The organism is Streptomyces sp. NPDC088350 (assembly GCF_044753545.1).
In the GTDB taxonomy this organism is placed as follows: Bacteria; Actinomycetota; Actinomycetes; order Streptomycetales; family Streptomycetaceae; genus Streptomyces.
On sequence record NZ_JBIVNL010000008.1, the window covers coordinates 535,079 to 552,408 of the forward strand.

The following is a 17,330-nucleotide window of genomic DNA, read 5'->3' on the forward strand; positions in this document are numbered from 1 at the left end:
CCAGGGTGTCTCAGGCGGGGCGGCGGTCGAGGCGCCAGCGGAAGGGGGCGGAGGTGACGTGTTCGACGACGACCTTGGGCGGCAGCGGCAGCTCGTGGAACGGCGACTCGTTGGAGTCCATCTGGTAGCCCGCCGTGTTGAGGTACACCAGCAGGTCACCGACGGCCGGGCGAGTGGGGAAGGGGATCTTGCGCCAGGTCAGCATGTCGGACTCCAGGCAGGTGGCGGCCCCCACGCAGGCCGGGTACGGTCCCGCGTCGGCGGCCGGGCGGGTCCCGGCCGGCACGAGTACCGGGTCCGGCAGGAACTCGCTGTCGAACCACTGCTCGGACAGGCTGAGGCTGCTGCCGTCGACGGTGAGGATCGCGTACCCGTCCCGTTCCTTGACGCCCCGCACCCGGAATACCGTGAAACCGGCCTGGTCCAGCAGCGCCCGGCCCGGTTCGACGAGGAGCGTGACCCCGGCCGCGCGCAACAGCGCGGCGAGGCTGGTGCTCCCACCGGTGGGGGCGGTCGCCAGGACCGTACGCAGGGCGTCGGGGCCCGCGACGGGGGAGTGGTACGGATAGAAGCCACCGAACGACTTCTCCGCGTGGAAGTGTTCGGGCCGCCGGCTCTCCTCGAAGCGCCGCCAGTCCTCGGCCTGCACATAGTCGACGGCGAAGCCGCCGCCGATGCTGATGCGGTCGGCGCGCAGGCCGAGCGCACGGGCATGCTCACACTGCCGGACCAACTCCGCCGCGAAGTCCGTGCGCTGGCGGACGTCGTAGCCCGAGAGGTGGAAGCTGAAGCCTTCCATGTCGACGGGCCCCTCGGCGCACCGCCGCAGGGCCACCACCGCCTCGGCGTCGTCCAGGCCGAAGCGGCTGTGCGGTTGCTCCGGCGGGAGGCGGCGCAGCAACACCCGTGCCCTTCTGCCCAGTTCATCGGCGAGCGGGAGGAGGCGGTGCAGCTCGTCGAGCGCGTCCACCGCGATCAGGGCGCCCTGGAGCACCGCGACGCGCAGCAGCTCGTCCGCCTTCGCGGGACCCGTCACCACCAGGTCCTCGCCCCGTACTCCGGCCGCCAGGGCCTCGCGCAGTTCCCCGTGGCTCGCCACGTCCAGTCCCAGGCCGGAGACGGCGGCCTGTTCGGCGTAGACGGCCGCCTTGTTGGCCTTCTTGGCGTAGTACACCCGGCCGTCGACGCCCGCCTGGGCGAACGCTTCCCGGAACGCTGCCGCGTTGGCGTCGAACCGCTCCGGGAGCAGCACGTGGTACGGGCCGCCGAGGCCGTGGCCGAGCTCGTGCAGCAAGGTGCCGCTCAGCAGTGAGCGCACCTCGGGTGTGGTGTGCGCGGTGAGCGTCGTGGTCACTTCCACAGGGGCACCGCCGTGCCCAGCCCCTGGGCCAGCGCCAGTTGGGCGAACCGGTGCCCGAGGGCGATGTCGGTGACGACCAGCCCGCTGTTGTACGCGAAGATCCGCTGTTCCGGGTCCGTGCGTCCGGCGGCCCTCCCGGCCAGGACGTCGGGGAACTCGGCGTCCGCGCCGCGCAGTCGGCCGTCGGCGTCGGCCATGTCGGTGCCGGTGACCCGCATCTGGGCCGCGCTGGTGGCGATCACCCGGTCGGCCCGGTGCAGGGTGGAGGGCGCGATGCCGTAGCCGACGAGGACGGACACGGCGGCCGGTCTGAGCCAGTCGGCGTCCACGGACGCGGGCGTGTGGGGGCCGGCCGTGGCCAGCACGACATCCGCCTCGCCGGCCGCCTCCCGCAGGTCGGTCACGACCTCAAGCTCACGGCCGGGGAAGTGGGTGTGCAACTGCTCGCGCACCGCCCGGATGCCCTCCGGATGCGTGCCGAACAGCATCAGCCGCTCCAGGTCCGGCAGGGTGGTCAGCAGGAACGGCAGCGCGAGCCGCCCCTGGGTTCCGGTGCCGATGACGAGAGCGCTGCGGGCGCCGGGCGCGGCCAGTTCACGGGCCAGCAGGGCGGTGACCGCAGGGGTGCGCAGGGCGCCGACGCGACCGCAGTCCAGCATCGCGACCGGCAGCCCCGTCGCGTCGTCGTACAGGGTCAGCGTCGTGTAGTAGTGCTGTTTGTCGCGGTCCTCGTGCAGGCCGTACTTGTACGACGTCTTCACCGCGACCACGCCCCGCTCGCCGTCACGGCCGAGCATCGCGTACGCGACGGAGTGGCCGTCCTCGGGCTTGACGGTGAGCTTGCGCGGGTTGTCGGACTTCCCGTCGGCCAGTGTGCGGTACGCCTGTTCCACGACGGAGACGACGTCGGACAGGGTGATGTCGATGCCGGCCACGTCACTGGTGCCGAGGATGCGCAGGGTCGTGTCGTCGGGCGGCATGAGGTTCCCCCGGCTGTCGGTGTCGGTCATCGGTACGCCTCCACGGCGGCCTGGCCGTAGCCGTGCTCGGACCGCTCGGCGGGCGGGCGCGTACGGCGGCCGGGAACGCGCACGGAGGAACGCTTCAGCCAGCGGTCCGTGCCGTCGTAGCGCGCCCTGAAGGGGACCCGGCCGTGGACGACGAGGTCGTTGTCGACGACCAGGACGTCACCCGGGGTCAGAGCCACCGCCACGGAGACGCGCGCGAGTTCGGCCTCCAGCCGGCCGTAGGCGGCGCGGTGTTCGCCGGACGCCTCGTCCAGGGGTGTGTAGGCGGGGTCGAATCGCAGGGTCGGCCCCTCGGGCGACTGCCACAGCGTCGGGACCTGCGGCGGGGTGCCGTCGTAGCCCTGTGCTTCGGCGTAGGCGTCGTCGGGCAGGATCGGCAGCACCGGACGGCGGAGCAACTCCACGTCGTCCGCGTCCAGTTGGACCTGCCGGATGCTGGCGGCGGTGGTGGCGACCCGGTCCGGGTTGCGCAGGCATCCCAGGACCAGCAGATGGGCGCGGCCCGGGTGGAAGGCGTCCTCGGTGTGCGGGCTGAGCAGCACGCTGCTGCTGGCGCCGGTCTGTTCCTCCTCGTGCCCGGGCGAGGGCACGATGTTGTGCACGAACCGGCCGTCCTGCTGCCCCTCCCAGGCCAGCGGTGTGCCCATGGCGGTGGAGAGCAGGAGCAGGACCACGTCGTGCAGCGCGCCGGCGTTCCCGGCGGTCGACCAGTGGCCCGGGGTGGGGCCGATCGTCGCGTCGTCGACCGGGAGGCCGCGCAGCACGAACAGGCCGTCGGCGGTGTCGACGGGGCGGCAGGCGTCGCGGATGCCGTCGCTCAACTTCGCGGCGGCGTCCGGGACTTGGGCGAGCAGCCCGGGGTGGGTGGCGACGCCGTCGAAGGCGTCGAGCAGAGCACGGGCCGTGGTGAGGAGTTCGCTCACGGCCTGGGGGTGAAGCTGACGTACAGGCGTGGCTGCCGTCGGCATGGGTGAACCGTCCGTTCCGGTGCGGGTGGGGGGCGGGCGGTGGGCCTCCGACGAGCGGAGCCCGGTAGCCGTCGGAAACATAGCCAGAACACAGGAAGTAGGCAAGGCTTGCCTAACTTGATCTACGTCACCCTGCCCGCCCTCTTGTGTGCGGGGCGTGATTTAGGGTAGGCAAACCTAAGCATTCGAGTCACCTGTGAAATCGAGGACGAAGTGGACCTGACCAGACGTCAACTCCTGTGGACCGGAGGCGCCGCGGGAGCCGCCGCCCTGCTGGCCGCCTGCGGCGGCGGCAACGACGCCGAGCCGGCCGGGTCCGCCACCGGCGGTTCGGCCAAGCCGCGCAAGGGGGGCACGCTCCGTGTCGGCGCCCTCGGCCACGCCGCCGCCATCACCCGTGATCCGCACGGCACCCAGGCCAACGAGAGCGACTACCTCATCCTCAGCCTCGTGTACGACACCCTCACGGTGCCCGGCGCGAAGCCGAACACCGCGCCCCGGCTGGCCACGAGCTGGGAGCCGTCCGCGGACCTGAAGACCTGGAAGTTCAGGATCGCCGAGGGAGCGACCTTCCACGACGGCTCCCCGGTGACCGCGAAGGACGTCGTCTTCTCCCTCAAGCGCCTGCGCGCCACCCCCTCCGGCGCCTCGCGTCTGCCCGGCATCCAGGCGAAGAACATCAGCGCCGAAGGCACCGGCACCGTCGTCCTCGTCTCCGACTACGCCAACGCCGAACTCCCCCTGCTCACCCGCCTGACCACCTTCGTCGTCCCCGCCGGCACGGCCGACAAGGACATCGCGAAGGCCCCCGGCACGGGTCCCTTCAAGCTCGACTGGTTCCGCGCCGGCAACGCCCGGCTGGTCCGCAACGACGACTGGTACGGCGGCGACGTGTACCTCGACGCCATCGAGGTGAAGATCTTCGAGAGCCCGCAGGCCATGTCCAACGCGCTGCTGGCCGGGCAGATCGACCTGGCGTCCAACGTCGGTGCCGTCGCGGCCCGAACCGCCGAGGCGCGCAAGGACGTCCAGACCGTGCGCCGGCCCAACGACATGGCGATGCCGATCGTCATGCGTACCGCCGACGGCCCCTTCGCCGACCCCCGGGTCCGCGAGGCCCTGCGGCTGGCCGTCGACCGCAAGGCCATGATCGAACAGGTCCTCTCGGGCTACGGCACCGTCGCCAACGACATCCTCGGCACCGGCGACCCCGCCTACGACAAGAGCATCCCGCAGCGCGCCCGCGACCTCGCCCGGGCGAAGAAGCTCCTCGCGGAGGCCGGCTTCGACACCTCCAGGACGTACGAACTGCTCACCACCGAGGACATATCCGGCCTCGCCGAGTCGGCCACCCTCTTCGCCTCCCAGGTCCGCGAGGCCGGCGTCAAGGTGAAGGTCGTCAAGCAGGAGTCCTCCGTCTTCTGGGACAGGACCTGGCTCAAGGGCGACCTCTACACCACCTACTGGGGTACCAACGACTCCGTGGTCTTCTTCGCCAGCAAGACCATGGTCTCCGACAGCGGCCAGAACGAGGCCGGCTGGAAGTCGCCGGAGTTCGACGCCGCCTACCAGAAGGCCATCGGCACCGCCGACGACGCCCAGCGCACCCGACTCCTGGGACAACTCCAGCAGATCGAGTACGACAGCTCCGGCTATCTGCTGTGGGGCATGGCCGACGGCATCGATCTCGCCGGGGCCAAGGTGCGCGGGCTGCCGGCACTGCCCGGCTACGGCCGGGTCCAGATCGAAAAGGCATGGCTGGCGAGTTGACCTCCATGACCGCCGCGTCGGCCGGCCCCGACCCCACAGGGGAGCGGGACCGGCCGGTTCGGTACGCCCTCGCCGCCGTGCTCCGCCGGATCGGCCTGGTACTGCTGAAACGGGCCGTGCTGCTGGCCGCCCTCCTCGCGCTGGTCTTCATCGGCGTCGAACTGCTGCCCGGGGACGCCGCGCACGCCACCTCCGAACGCGGCGAGACCGCGGCCGACCTGGCCCGGCGGCGGGCACTGCTCGGCCTGGACAGACCGGTCCTGGAACGCTTCTGGGACTGGATGTCCGGCCTGCCCACCGGAGACCTCGGCACCTCCGCACACGGCGAACGCGTCAGCGACCTCGTGTCCACCGCCTTCCCCAACACCCTGCTGCTCGGCGGGGCCGCGCTGCTGCTCACCGCCGTCCTCTCGCTCGCCCTGGGCTGCTGGGCGGCGCTGCGGCCCGGAGGCCGGCTGGACCGGCTCGTCTCGGTGACCTCCACGGCCGTCTTCGCCGTCCCCGAGTTCGTGGTCGCCGTCGTCCTCGTCCTCGTCCTGTCCCTGTGGACCGGCTGGCTGCCCGCGGTCACCCTCACCGACGCCGACGGAACCCCCTCCTCCTGGACCATGCTGATCCTTCCCGTCCTCGCCCTGACGGTGCCGCAGACCGGCTGGAACACCCGCATCGTGCGCGCCGCCCTCGCCGACGAGGCCCGCGCCCCGCACGTGGAGACCGCGGTCGTGGACGGTCTGCCGCCGCTGCGCGTGCTGACCCGGCACGTCCTGCCGGGCGCCCTGCCGACCATCGCCACCGGACTCGCCACGTCGTCCGGGGTGCTGCTGGGCGGCGCCGTCGTCGTGGAGACCATCTTCAACTACCCGGGCGTGGGAGCCGTGCTGGCGTCCGCCGTCGCCGACCGCGACACCCCTGTGATCGCCGGGGTGACGGCCCTGGCCGGCGCGGTCATCAGCTGTGTGCTGCTGCTCGCGGACCTGGTCCGGGACATCGTGACGGGAGACGGCCGATGACCTCGCTCGCCGGACAGCCGGTGCGGGGCAAGGGCCCTTCCGGCAAGGCTGCTCGGGCCCGCACGGGCTCCCGTGCCCGCGCCACCCTCCTGCGCCTGCTGCCCGCGCTGCTGCTGGTCTGCCTCGCCCTGGCCGGGCCGTGGATCGCCCCGCATTCCGTGACCGACCCGGTCACCGCGCCGTTCGCGGAGCCCGGCTCCGGTGCGCTCCTCGGCGGCGATCAGCTCGGCCGGGACGTGCTGAGCAGACTGCTGGCCGGCGGTCGCCAACTCGTGCTGTCCGCGCTGCTGATCGCCGTCGTCGTCACCGGCACCGCGGCCGTGCTCGGCGCTGTCGGGGCCCTGCGCCCGCGGGCCGGCCGGATCATGGAACGCGTCGCCGACGTGCTGATCCTGCTGCCCGCCGTACTGGGCATCATGCTCGTGGCGCTGTCCTGGCCCGGCGGCGGCAGGTTCGCGGTCGTCCTCGCGGCGGTCGTCCTGGGTGTGCCGTACGCGGTCCGGCTCGCGGCGAACGCGGCGGCGACCGTCGCCGCCACCGGCTATGTCGAAGCCGCCGCGGCGGGCGGCGAACGGCTGTGGGTCCTCGTCGTCCGCGAGGTCCTGCCCAATCTGCGGGCCACCCTGCTCGCCCTGTTCGGTCTGCGGTTCGTCGAGGCCGTGTACGTCGTCTCCACTGCCGGGTTCCTGCAGGTGGGCCCGCAACCTCCCGCAGCCGACTGGGCGTTGATGATCCGTGAGAACTCGCCCGGCCTGATGCTCAACCCGTGGGCCGTCATCGCCCCCAGCGCCGTCGTCGGCCTGCTCGCCCTGAGCGTCAACCTCGCCGCGACGGCCCTCGCCCCACAGACCGGCCGGAAGGCGGTGAACGTCCGGTGACCCACACCACCGACCGGACCCCCGACACCCACGCACCCGACAACACCCGTCCCGCCGTGCAGGTCACCGACCTCACCGTGACCGCGCCCGACGGCCGCCCGCTGCTCGACGGCGCGTGCCTCACCCTGCGCCCCGGCCGCCTGGTCGCCCTGACCGGCCCTTCCGGCGCCGGCAAGACCACCCTGCTGCGGGCGGTCACCGCACTGCTCCCGCCGGGCACCACGCGCACCGCCGGCCGCGTCGAGGTCCTCGGCCACGACGTGTTCGCCCTTCCCGAACGGGAGTTGCGCACTCTGCGCCGCCACCGCCTCGCCTATGTGGGACAGGACCCCGGCTCCGGCCTCAACCCGCGGATGCGGGTCCGCGGCCTCGTCCGTGAACTCGCGGCCGACCGCGGCGGCAAGGCGGTGGCCGCCCTCCTCGCCGAGGTCCGGCTGCCGGACGACGACCGGCTCGCCGCACGCCGGCCCACCGCCCTGTCCGGCGGACAACAGCGCCGCGTCGCCCTGGCCCGCGCCCTGGCCCGCCGCCCCCGCGTGCTCCTCCTCGACGAGCCGACCGCCGGACTGCACCCGGAACTCCGGGACGAGATAGGCGAGTTGCTCCGCCACTTCGCCGAGGAACACCACCTGGCGATCGCGGTCTCCTGCCACGACCACCATCTCGTCGAGCGGATCGCGGACGACGTCGTGGAACTCGGAGCCTCCCTCCCCTCCGCCGGTAGGCGCCAGGGGAAACGCGCCGGCACCCGCACCCCGGGCAGGACCGAACCACCCCGCGGCACGGCCGTACCCGTCCTCGAGGCGCGCGACATCCGGGTGACCTTCGGCCGGCGCGGGACCGGCTCCTCCGCCGTGGACGGAGTCGGCCTGAGTGTCGCGCCGGGTGCCTCGGCGGGCATCGTCGGGGCCTCCGGTTCCGGCAAGACCACCCTGGTCCGCGCCATCGTCGGACTGCAACCGGTCACCGCCGGCACGGTCCTCCTCGACGGCACGTCACTCGGCAGCGGTCTGCGCGGACGCGACCGGGAACAGCGGCGCCGGCTCCAACTCGTGACGCAGAACCCGCTCGGCGCGCTCAACCCGAGCCGGACCGTCGGGGCCGCGGTCGGCAGGCCGATGCGTCTGCACCGCCGCCATCCCTCGCGCGACATCCCCGACCGGGTGGCCGGCCTCCTCGAACAGGTCGGCCTGCCACCGGAGTTCGCCGACCGATATCCGCACGAACTGTCCGGTGGACAGCGCCAGCGGGTCGCCATCGCACGGGCCCTGGCGGCCGAGCCCGACGTCCTGATGTGCGACGAGATCACGTCCGCGCTCGATCCCGCCACCGGAGGAGCGATCATGGACCTTCTGGCCGGCCTGCGCGAGCGGCACGGCACCACCCTCGTCCTGATCAGCCACGACCTGCCCCTCATCGCCGCCCGCACCGACACCGTCACGGTGCTGGAAGCGGGCCGTGTCGTGGAGTCCGGCCGCACCACCGAGGTCTTCGCCGCTCCGCAGCACACGGCGACTCGGGAACTGCTCGGCCTGACGGCGCCCGTGGCGATGCCCTGAACCGGGGGAGTGGCGCTGCCCCGCGATCGTCCGGGGATCGCCGCCTTCCCGGCCTGCGCCGAATTCTCCGTTCGGCTGCCCCTCACCGGCTCGGGAGCTACGAGGCGGCCTCGATGCGGGCGGTGCTGATCGTCATGGGCGTTCCGGTGACGGCGATGAGGTACATGCGCTGATGCCCGCCGGGCAGGGCGCGGTGGCCGTCGGCCGGCCGTACGACGTACACGGCCGTGGTGTGCGGGGCGAGGGTGGCGGGGCCCGAGGTGATGGTCCACCAGCCGGAGGCGCCCTGGCCGACGCGGCTGGCGAAGTGCGGGGTGAGGGCGGTGCCGGTGGTGTTGGCCGCCCGCACCGTGACGGAGGTGACGGCGGGATGGGACCGGCCGGTGAGGTGAGGGGTGAGTGCCATGCGCAGGGGCGGCGGGCTGGCGGCGGCGACGCAGGCGCACAGCAGTGCCGGGGTCACCAGCGCCGTCGCCACGGCGGCCTTGGCGGGGCGGCCGGTGAGGCGGGGGATGCGGGGCTGCCAGGCGTGGGCCAGGGCTGAGGAGGGGACTGTCGCGGCGGCGGCCAGCCACAGCGGGGTCATCATCAGGAAGTAGCCGTCCTGGGAGCGGGTGGCGAGGTAGAAGGACAGCCAGGGCAGGACGGTCAGCGCCGTTCCCAGGCGCCGGACGAACAGCAGGGTCGCGGCGAGCAGGCCGGCGAGGAGCAGCTCGCCGGCGTAGGAGTAGTAGTCGAGGCGGCTGCTGCCGTTGGTGAAGTAGTAGGAGATGCCCATCAGGCCCTGCCCGTGCAGGATCGCCTTCTGGGTGATCGGGAGCAGCAGTCCGTGCAGCCAGGCGGAGAAGCCCTGCGCGGCGAAGTAGGCGTTGACGGCGGCCCACGTCAGGGCCGTGACCCCGGCGAACCGGGCCAGCACGGCCGCCGCGGGACGGGCCCCGAGTTCGCCGCGCCGTACCGCGTACAGGCCGATCAGCAGGAACGGGGCGAAGAACCAGGCCAGTTGCTGGGCGGCGCAGGCGGCACCGAGGCAGACGGCCCGCAGCACCCCGCTCCGTCCGAGGCGTCCGCCCGCTCCCGTGGTCGGCCAGTGGACCGTCACCGGGATCAGCAGGGCCAGGGCGACGATCGCCGGGTAGCCGGAGCGGGCGTAGCCGGGGAGGAGGCCGAAGCCGAGGCACACGGCCGTGGCCGCCGACCGCCAGGGGGCGGGCAGCAGCAGCCACAGCGTGACCGTTCCGGCGATCAGCGCCCCCGTGGTGACCAGGGTGGCGGATGCCGACGTGTGCAGGAGGGCGTGGACCGGTGCGGCGAGCAGGGCGGTCAGCGGTGGATAGCCGTACGTGTAGTCCGCCGAGCCGGACATCGTCTTGGTCAGGCCGGAATGGGACGTGCCGAACAGCCAGGGCCAGGGCTGTCCGTAGACGGGGCGGCCGTGCGTGATCTGGTCCGCGGCCTGCGCGGTCAGGACGCCCTCGTCGGTGCCGGTGTGGTTCAGCCAGTAGGCGCAGAGCACCAGGGCCACCGCGAGGACGAGAACTCCGGCGTCCACCCGGACCAGGGCCCGGCGGCTGCGTACGACCAGTGCGAGTACCCCGCACACGAGGATCCCGGCGTAACAGACGGAGATGACCGCGGCGACGAGTGGATGGGAGAGCATCGCCTGCGTCCAGGCCGAGCGGGTGCCGATGAACAGGCTGATCGTGCCGATCAGCGTCATGCCCCGGTGCCACTGCTGGGGGCTGTCCGCGTCACCGGAAGCCCGCGGCCGGCCCGCAGCGGCCGGGGGCGTGTAGCGCCGCCGCGCTCCCGCGTCGGCGGTATGGGCGGCCATGTCCACCTTCTCCATACTCAGCTACTACATCATGTAGAGGTGAGATGCGCGCGCCAAGTTCGGCCGGATGAGGTGAGAGCGTCATAAGAATGTGGTCCGGCGTTCAAGAACGGTCGGCTCCGCCACGCGCCGGACGGCCGCCCAGCCGGCGATCGGCTGGGCGGCCTCGGCAATGGCGCGGGCTCAGCCGTTCGGCCCGGCCGGGGTCGTGGTCGTCTTGAAGCCCTCGGTCTTGTTGGCCTGGACGGCGAAGTCGTTGGTGAACGTCTTGCTCAGGTCCACCGACCCCTTCACGTTGCCGACCAGCTTCTCCGTCGCCAGAGAGGTCTTCGGGCCGCCGGCCGGCATGAGACCGTCCGGGAGGAACTGGCCCTTGTCCTCGTTCAGGGCCGCGATGTAGTCGGCCTTGGTCACCAACTGGTTCGACACGAACGACGCAGGCAGCTTGTTCGCGATGTCGGCCGCGCTGTGCGTGTTGATCCAGTGCATGGTGGCGACGAGCGCGTCGACGACCTTCTGCACCGTGTCCTTGTGCCCGCTCACCCAGTCGGTGCGGGCGAGCACACTGGCGGCGGGATAGGCACCGCCCATCGCCGCCGTGGCGCCGGAGGTGGTGGCCAGGTCGATCGCGGAGGCACCGACGCCCTTCTTCTGGATCGCGGCCACCGTCGGCTGCGTCGTCATCACGCAGTCGACCTTGCCGTTCTGCAGCGCGGCGATGGCGGTGGAGCCCGCGCCGACCCCGATCCGGTGGAACTGGCTGGTCTTGACGCCCTGCTTGGCGGCCAGGAACTGGGTGAGGGTGTCTGTGCCCGACCCCAGGTCGGTGACGCCGAGGGTCTTGCCCTTGAAGTCGGCGGCCGAGTGGACCCCCGACTTGGCGGTGCACATCTCGCGCTCGCCCGGTGCGCCGGAGAGCTGGACGACGTCCTCGACGGCCTTGCCCTTCGCCTGGAACTCGATCGTGTGGTTGTACCAGGCGCCCGCCATGTCCACCTGCCCCGAGGCCATGGCTTCCTCGGCGCCCACACCGCCGTCCTGCTCGGTGCTCAACTGCACGTTGACGCCGTACTTCTTGTAGAAACCGAGCTGCTGGGCGAGCTGGTAGGGCAGGTAGATCTGCTTGTCGAGGCCGCCGGCCATGAGCTTGACGGTCGGCGTGGAGCCCGAACCGCCGGTCGAGGCCGAGGAGTTGCCGGAACAGGCGCTGGTCGCGCCGAGGGCGAGAACGGTCAGGACGGACGCGGCGACGGCGACGGGTCGTCTGGACATGGCTGATCACAATCCTTTGCTGATGAGGGTGTTGGGACGAAGAGGGGGGTAACCGCCTCGGTGTCAGAGGGAGTTCGCCTCGGTCGGGGCCGGCGGGCGCCAGGACAGCAGCCGGTGTTCGAGCTTGCCGATCAGCCACTCGGCGCCGAGCACGATGACCGAGATCACGAGCATCGTGGCGAACACGCCGTTGGGGTCGAAGTTGTTCTGCGCGGTCTTGATGACCAGGCCGAGGCCGCTCTGCGCGCCGAGTACCTCGCCGACCAGGGCGCCGACGATGGCGAAGCCGAAGGCGCTGTGCAGGCTGGCGATGATCCAGGTGAGTGCGGAGGGCACGGTCACGTGCCGGATGATCTGCAGCTGCGAGGCGCCGAGGACCCGGGTGTTGGCGAGGATGTTGCGGTCGACCTCGCGGACGCCCTGGAAGGCGTTGAAGAAGACGATGAAGAACACCAGCACCGCGGCGAGCAGGATCTTCGGCAGCACGCCGATGCCGAACGCGACGATGAAGATCGAGCCGAGGACGATCCGCGGGATCGCGTTGACCATCTTGATGTAGGGGCCGAGCACATCGGCGAGGAAGCGGCTCTGGCCGAGCGCGACGCCGAAGACCACTCCGGTGACGGCCCCGAGGACGAAGCCGACGAGCGCCTCCTGGATCGTTGTCCAGATGTTCGAGTAGAACGACCCGAACTCGGTGCCGTGCCGGAAGAGGTCGACCAGCCGCTTGGCGATGCCGGACGGCTGCCCGAAGAAGAACGGGTCGACGATCCCCCAGGTGGTGAAGGCCTGCCAGCCACCGAGGACGAAGACCGCGAGGCCGACGCGGCCCGCCCACACCAGCGCGGTGCGCCGCCGGACGGCGCTCCTGGCGGCGGCAGCGGCCGAGACCTGGGAGCCTTTCGCGGCCTGAGCGGTGGAAACAGCGGACGTCGTACTCATGCCGTACCTCCTGCGGTGCGTGCGTAGGCGCGCTCCACCTCTTCCCGCAGGCAGTCCCAGATCTGGTGCTGGAGTTCGATGAAGCGGGGTTGGAAGCGGATCTCCTGGACCGCGCCGCGCGGGCGCGGCAGGTCGATGTCGAAGACCGCCTTGACCGAGCCGGGGCTGGACGTCATGACGACGACCCGGTCGGCGAGCGCCACGGCCTCGTCGAGGTCATGGGTGATGAAGATGACCGACGGACGGATCTGCTCCCACAGGCCGAGGAGTTCGGTCGACATGATCGCCTTGGTCTGCACGTCCAGGGCGCCGAACGGCTCGTCCATGATCAGGATCCTGGGTTCGTTGATCAGTGCCGCGGCCATCGCCACCCGCTTGCGCATACCGCCGGAGAGCTGGTGCGGGTAGCGGTCCTCGAATCCCGTCAGACCCACCCGGCGCAGCCAGTCGCGTGCCGAGGCGTGGGCCTGCTGCTTGGGCACCCTGCGGAAGACGGGGCCCATCAGGACGTTGCCGAGGACCGTCTTCCAGGGCAGCAGCGCGTCGGTCTGGAACATGAAGCTGACGCCGTCGGTGACGCCCTCCACCTCACGGCCGCCGACCTTGACCGAGCCCTCGCTGGGCCGGTCGAGCCCGGACACCATGCTCAGTGTCGTCGACTTGCCGCAGCCGGTCGGGCCGACCACCGCGCAGAACTGGCCCGGCTCCACGGTGAACGAGACGTCCTTCAGTGCCGTGAACACCTCACCCGCGGGAGTCAGAAAACGTTTGGTGAGCCCTGAGATCTCGACTCGGGCGCTGTCCTGGCCGGTCGTCTCGGCGACGGGGCCCGTCGCGACGTCGTTTCGCGAAGCCATCTGAGGCTGTCTCCTTCCCTTCTCGGAGGTCCTCGGAGGTCGAGGAAGGCAGACGCTAGAGGCCGCGCGGTGTTACGTCGCTGTTTCAGACGTATCCCGCGTTAGTCGTGTTAACAGGGGTTCTGCGCATTCTGCTCAGCGGTTCGGGGGCTGGGCAGAATGTCCGCGGTGGGACACAATCACGCCACCACGGGTACGGCGAAGGGGCCGGGCCCGGCCGTACGACAAGGGCGAAGGCACCTGTGATGCCCCTCCGAATCAGGATCGGCCGCGGCGGGAAGGGGAGGCTCTCCGCGCGGATCCTGGCCAACCAGCTCGCCATCCTGGCCCTCACCGGCGCCATCGGCTTCGTCCTGTTCGCGTTCGCCCAGCGGGCCGAGATCGACCGTGCCTACGAACAGCGGGCGCTGGACATCGCGCAGACCACGGCCGCCGACCCGCAGATCCGGCACGCCATGGAGTACGGCGGTGGCGGCGACGTCGTGCAGACGGTCGCCGAACGCATCCGGAAGGCGTCGGGGGCGTCGTACGTGGTTGTGATCGACCTGCGCGGCGTCCGCCACTCGCACCCCGACCCGGCGCTGATCGGCGAGCCGGTGGGCGATCCGATCGTGGTCCTCGACGGCCGTCCCCACGTCGGCTCCGACCAGGGCGCGACCGGGCGGTCCGCCAACGGCAAGGCTCCGCTGAAGGGGCCTACGGGCAAGCTGGTCGGCGAGGTCTCGGCTGGCATCCCGGAACACGATGTGCTCGGCGAGCTGTGGCGGGAGCTGCCCACGTTCGGCCTGTACAGCGCGATCGCCGTCGCACTCGGCTCGGCCGCCGCGTTCCTGCTGGCCAGGCGGCTGAAGCGGTCGACCTTCGGGCTGGAACTGGAGGAGATCGCCGGACTGTTCCAGGATCGCGAGGCCATGCTGCACGGCATCCGGGAGGGTGTGCTCGCCTTCGCTCCCGACGGCCGGATCACCGTGGTCAACGACGAGGCCCGCACGCTGCTCGGCCTCGGTACGGCGCTCGGCAGCCGGCTCGACGAGGTGCTGCCCGACGGGCGGCTGCGCCGCGCGCTGGACGGCAGCCTGTCCGGAACCGACCTCAACGTGCTGACCGACGACCACTGCCTGGTCGTCAACCGGATGCCGGTGACGTTGCACGGCCGCGAACTGGGCGCGGTGGTCACCGTGCGCGACCGCACCGAGCTGATCGGACTGCTGCGCGAACTGGACTCGGTGCGCGGGCTGACCGACGCCCTGCGGGCCCAGCAGCACGAGTTCACCAACCGCATGCACACCGTGGCCGGGCTGCTGGACATCGGCGACCACGACGCCGCCTTCGCGTACGCCGTGGAGTCGGCCGGCGCCGACCAGGCGCTGACCGAGTCCGTACGCGAACGGATCGGCAACGCGCTGCTCGTGGGGCTGATCGTCGCCAAGACCACGGTGGCCGCGGAACGCGGGGTACGGATCGTGCTCAGTGAGGACTCCGCGCTCGGCGAGGACCCGCCGCATCTGCGCCGGCTGCTGACCATCGTCGGCAACCTGCTGGACAACGCGATCGACGCGGCCTCCGGCGGACCGCCCCCGGCGGGTGGCCGGGAGGTGCTGCTCTCGCTGGTCGAGGCCGTCGACCTGGTGATGGTGCGGGTTGCCGACAGCGGCCCGGGGATCCCGCCGGGCGCCACCGAGTCGATCTTCGAGGACGGCTGGTCGACCCGGCCCGACCGGGGCACCGCCCGGCGCGGGCTGGGCCTGGCCCTCGTCCACCGGCTCACCCAGCGGGACGGCGGGACGATCACGGTCAGCGAGGGGCCGGGCGCGGTCTTCACCGTCGTACTGCCCCTGCCGGACGCCACTCCCGTGCCACGCGACGCACAGTTCACGACGGCCTCGACGACCGGAGGTGACCGAGGATGATCCGGACCCTGGTGGTGGACGACGACTTCCGGGTCAGTCACATCCACTGCGACTACGCGTCCCGCATCGAGGACTTCGAGGTGGTCGGCCGGGCGGCGACCGTGGCCGAGACGCTGGACGCGGTGCGCACCCTCCAGCCCGACCTGCTGCTGCTCGACGTCTTCCTGCCCGACGGCAGCGGACTCGACGTGCTGCGGCGGCTCAGCTCGGACGAGGGCGGCGCCCGCCCCGACGTCATCATGATCACCGCCGACCGGGACATCACCTCGGTGCGGACCGCCATGAAACTCGGCGCCGTGGGCTACCTGGTCAAGCCGTTCGGCTCCGCCGACCTGGCCGAACGGCTCACCGCCTACCGCGAACTCCAGCACCGCGTAGCCGCGTTGGGCCTCGCCCCGCGCACCGACCAGGCCGACGTGGACGCCCTCTTCAGCGCCGCCCGTCCACCGGCCGTCCCCCGCGTCCCGGCCAAGGGGCACTCCGCACCCACCCTCGCCCTCCTGCACCAGGTCCTCCGCACCACCCACGACCCCCTGTCCGCGGCCCAAGCCGCGGAACTCACCGGCGTCTCCCGCGCCACGGCCCAGCGGTATCTCTCCTACCTCGTACGGGAGGGCATGGTCCGGCTCGAACTCCGCTACGGAGCCACCGGCCGCCCCGAACACCGCTACCGGATCGCCCGGTGAGCCGGGTGCCGGGCCCACCGGGCATGTTCGACGTCACCCGTGGCCAGAAGGACCCCCGGCACCAGCCGAGCCCGTCGGCGAGCACCTGCTCCCTGTCTCCCGCCTGCTCCGGCCGCTGGACCCCGGGCGGCGCCACTCGCTGCGCCAGGACTCCGGGCGCTGCGCGACCGTGCGCAGGTCGGCTTCCTGCGTACGGACCTCCTGGGCGAGCTCGTACAGGTCGTCGTCTTGGCGAACAGGGCTGCGAGGGCGAGCGGGATCAATGGGGACAGCGCGCGTCCCAGCCGGTTCCAGCGGCCCTGGTCCACGGGCACCCAGGCCCCCCACGGTTCCTTGGCCACTTTCAGGGGAGTGCCGAGGACGGGCTCGGAGGAGAAGCCGGTCGCCGTGATCGAGCGTTTCCCGGCGCGGACGCTTCGCAGTCCATGACCCTCATGGTCGGCTGGTGCCCGGTCAGCCCCACGCGCCCGACGGCCGAGACGGCCATGTAGACCGTACGAACCCACTGTTGGCAGGTCGGCAGCGCCCCTACGCCTTCCGGGACCTCCCGGGACACCGGACACCAAGGGCGCGGGATCCCAAAACGGTCGTTGGGCATGCGGGTCACCCTCCGGGCCGTCGGCGCAGTACGGCGTACCGGGCGGGCCAGTCCGTGATGCCGGGCCGGCGGCCGAAGTCGGCGATGCGCTGATGGACGACCGTGAACCAAGGGGACACCGCGCGCAGGAAGGTCTCCGCGGTCGTCCAAGAGGGTCCGTTCGTCTGGTCGAGGGCCGACTCCGGGTCGGGGGCGGCGGCGCCGACGTGCAGCCACAGACCGCCGGGACCGCACACGCGGGCCATCCCGGCCGCGAACGCGTGACGCTCGCGATCGGTCGGGCAGGTGTGCAGAACGCCGCGGTCCAGGACCACGGGGAAGGCATCCAGGGGGCCAGGCCCGGTGATGTCCGCGACCTCGTACCGGACAGCCGTCTTCGGGGCGGTGCGGCGGCGTGCCTCGGCGATGGCCCGTGCGGAGAAGTCGCAGGCCGTCACGGTGTAGGCCCGTTCGGCGAGCCACCGTGCGGTGGTGCCCAGGCCGCAGCCCACATCCAGCACCTGTTGCGGAGGCGGGGCGTACGCCGCCAGGAGTTCGCCCAGCACGGGGTGCGGTTCCTCGTCCCAGTGGGCGGGCGACGAGGTGTAGGTGTGGTCCCACTCCCGTGCGGTGAGGGACCGCAACGGTGACACGTCCTGTGCGTCGTCCATGAACAACT

Annotated in this window: 14 protein-coding genes; 6 read left to right on the top strand and 8 right to left on the bottom strand. The window is 71.9% G+C overall.

Annotated elements, in window-relative coordinates:
• Positions 1 to 10 precede the first annotated feature (10 nt).
• The 3 genes from ACIQBL_RS30050 to ACIQBL_RS30060 are packed head-to-tail and all read right to left on the bottom strand — an operon-like array spanning position 11 to position 3,311.
• Positions 11 to 1,354, bottom strand: a complete 1,344-nt coding sequence (locus ACIQBL_RS30050) for an alanine racemase (RefSeq protein WP_401946709.1) — start codon at positions 1,352 to 1,354, stop codon at positions 11 to 13.
• Complete coding sequence (locus ACIQBL_RS30055) at positions 1,351 to 2,370, bottom strand: ornithine cyclodeaminase family protein (protein ID WP_401946711.1); 1,020 nt, start codon at positions 2,368 to 2,370, stop codon at positions 1,351 to 1,353. The genes ACIQBL_RS30050 and ACIQBL_RS30055 overlap by 4 nt, the downstream gene beginning before the upstream one ends.
• Entirely contained in the window at positions 2,367 to 3,311 is a 945-nt protein-coding gene (locus ACIQBL_RS30060; RefSeq protein WP_401946714.1) for a TauD/TfdA family dioxygenase, read from the bottom strand. The genes ACIQBL_RS30055 and ACIQBL_RS30060 overlap by 4 nt, the downstream gene beginning before the upstream one ends.
• 258 nt (positions 3,312 to 3,569) lie before the next feature.
• On the opposite strand from ACIQBL_RS30060, the gene ACIQBL_RS30065 reads away from it, so the two are divergent.
• The 4 genes from ACIQBL_RS30065 to ACIQBL_RS30080 are packed head-to-tail and all read left to right on the top strand — an operon-like array spanning position 3,570 to position 8,573.
• On the top strand, positions 3,570 to 5,126 hold the full coding sequence (locus tag ACIQBL_RS30065; protein ID WP_401946716.1) for an ABC transporter substrate-binding protein: 1,557 nt from the start codon (positions 3,570 to 3,572) through the stop codon (positions 5,124 to 5,126).
• Positions 5,111 to 6,136 (top strand): ABC transporter permease, encoded by a 1,026-nt coding sequence (locus ACIQBL_RS30070; RefSeq protein ID WP_401946719.1) that lies wholly within the window; start codon positions 5,111 to 5,113, stop codon positions 6,134 to 6,136. Before ACIQBL_RS30065 ends, ACIQBL_RS30070 begins: the two co-directional genes overlap by 16 nt.
• The gene (locus ACIQBL_RS30075; protein WP_401946722.1) at positions 6,133 to 7,014 is read left to right on the top strand and encodes an ABC transporter permease; all 882 of its coding nucleotides are present in this window, start codon (positions 6,133 to 6,135) and stop codon (positions 7,012 to 7,014) included. Before ACIQBL_RS30070 ends, ACIQBL_RS30075 begins: the two co-directional genes overlap by 4 nt.
• Positions 7,011 to 8,573, top strand: a complete 1,563-nt coding sequence (locus ACIQBL_RS30080) for an ABC transporter ATP-binding protein (protein ID WP_401946725.1) — start codon at positions 7,011 to 7,013, stop codon at positions 8,571 to 8,573. Before ACIQBL_RS30075 ends, ACIQBL_RS30080 begins: the two co-directional genes overlap by 4 nt.
• Before the next feature lie 97 nt (positions 8,574 to 8,670).
• Here ACIQBL_RS30080 and ACIQBL_RS30085 read toward each other — a convergent pair whose 3' ends face one another.
• The 4 genes from ACIQBL_RS30085 to ACIQBL_RS30100 all read right to left on the bottom strand — a co-directional run bounded on the left by ACIQBL_RS30085 (position 8,671) and on the right by ACIQBL_RS30100 (position 13,478).
• Positions 8,671 to 10,407, bottom strand: a complete 1,737-nt coding sequence (locus ACIQBL_RS30085; RefSeq protein ID WP_401946727.1) for a hypothetical protein — start codon at positions 10,405 to 10,407, stop codon at positions 8,671 to 8,673.
• Positions 10,408 to 10,590: 183 nt separating this feature from the next.
• Complete coding sequence (locus ACIQBL_RS30090; protein ID WP_401946729.1) at positions 10,591 to 11,679, bottom strand: ABC transporter substrate-binding protein; 1,089 nt, start codon at positions 11,677 to 11,679, stop codon at positions 10,591 to 10,593.
• A 63-nt stretch (positions 11,680 to 11,742) separates the two neighbouring features.
• Positions 11,743 to 12,621 carry an ABC transporter permease gene (locus tag ACIQBL_RS30095; RefSeq protein ID WP_401946731.1) on the bottom strand — a complete coding sequence of 293 codons (879 nt, stop codon included), beginning with the start codon at positions 12,619 to 12,621 and terminating at the stop codon, positions 11,743 to 11,745.
• Complete coding sequence (locus ACIQBL_RS30100) at positions 12,618 to 13,478, bottom strand: ABC transporter ATP-binding protein (RefSeq protein WP_401946734.1); 861 nt, start codon at positions 13,476 to 13,478, stop codon at positions 12,618 to 12,620. Before ACIQBL_RS30100 ends, ACIQBL_RS30095 begins: the two co-directional genes overlap by 4 nt.
• Before the next feature lie 245 nt (positions 13,479 to 13,723).
• On the opposite strand from ACIQBL_RS30100, the gene ACIQBL_RS30105 reads away from it, so the two are divergent.
• On the top strand, positions 13,724 to 15,388 hold the full coding sequence (locus ACIQBL_RS30105; protein WP_401946736.1) for an ATP-binding protein: 1,665 nt from the start codon (positions 13,724 to 13,726) through the stop codon (positions 15,386 to 15,388).
• Complete coding sequence (locus ACIQBL_RS30110) at positions 15,385 to 16,074, top strand: response regulator (RefSeq protein WP_401946739.1); 690 nt, start codon at positions 15,385 to 15,387, stop codon at positions 16,072 to 16,074. The genes ACIQBL_RS30105 and ACIQBL_RS30110 overlap by 4 nt, the downstream gene beginning before the upstream one ends.
• A gap of 603 nt (positions 16,075 to 16,677) precedes the next feature.
• Here the strand turns inward: ACIQBL_RS30110 and ACIQBL_RS30115 are convergent.
• On the bottom strand, positions 16,678 to 17,322 hold the full coding sequence (locus ACIQBL_RS30115; RefSeq protein WP_401946742.1) for a class I SAM-dependent methyltransferase: 645 nt from the start codon (positions 17,320 to 17,322) through the stop codon (positions 16,678 to 16,680).
• Between the last annotated feature and the right edge of the window lie 8 nt (positions 17,323 to 17,330).

Coding starts and splice junctions, on each gene's coding strand:
- ACIQBL_RS30055 (WP_401946711.1), bottom strand. CDS start 2,370: ATGACCGACACCGACAGCCGGGGGAACCTCATGCCGCCCGACGACACG.
- ACIQBL_RS30070 (WP_401946719.1), top strand. CDS start 5,111: ATGGCTGGCGAGTTGACCTCCATGACCGCCGCGTCGGCCGGCCCCGAC.
- ACIQBL_RS30075 (WP_401946722.1), top strand. CDS start 6,133: ATGACCTCGCTCGCCGGACAGCCGGTGCGGGGCAAGGGCCCTTCCGGC.
- ACIQBL_RS30085 (WP_401946727.1), bottom strand. CDS start 10,407: ATGGCCGCCCATACCGCCGACGCGGGAGCGCGGCGGCGCTACACGCCC.
- ACIQBL_RS30090 (WP_401946729.1), bottom strand. CDS start 11,679: ATGTCCAGACGACCCGTCGCCGTCGCCGCGTCCGTCCTGACCGTTCTC.
- ACIQBL_RS30095 (WP_401946731.1), bottom strand. CDS start 12,621: ATGAGTACGACGTCCGCTGTTTCCACCGCTCAGGCCGCGAAAGGCTCC.
- ACIQBL_RS30100 (WP_401946734.1), bottom strand. CDS start 13,478: ATGGCTTCGCGAAACGACGTCGCGACGGGCCCCGTCGCCGAGACGACC.
- ACIQBL_RS30105 (WP_401946736.1), top strand. CDS start 13,724: ATGCCCCTCCGAATCAGGATCGGCCGCGGCGGGAAGGGGAGGCTCTCC.
- ACIQBL_RS30110 (WP_401946739.1), top strand. CDS start 15,385: ATGATCCGGACCCTGGTGGTGGACGACGACTTCCGGGTCAGTCACATC.
- ACIQBL_RS30115 (WP_401946742.1), bottom strand. CDS start 17,322: ATGGACGACGCACAGGACGTGTCACCGTTGCGGTCCCTCACCGCACGG.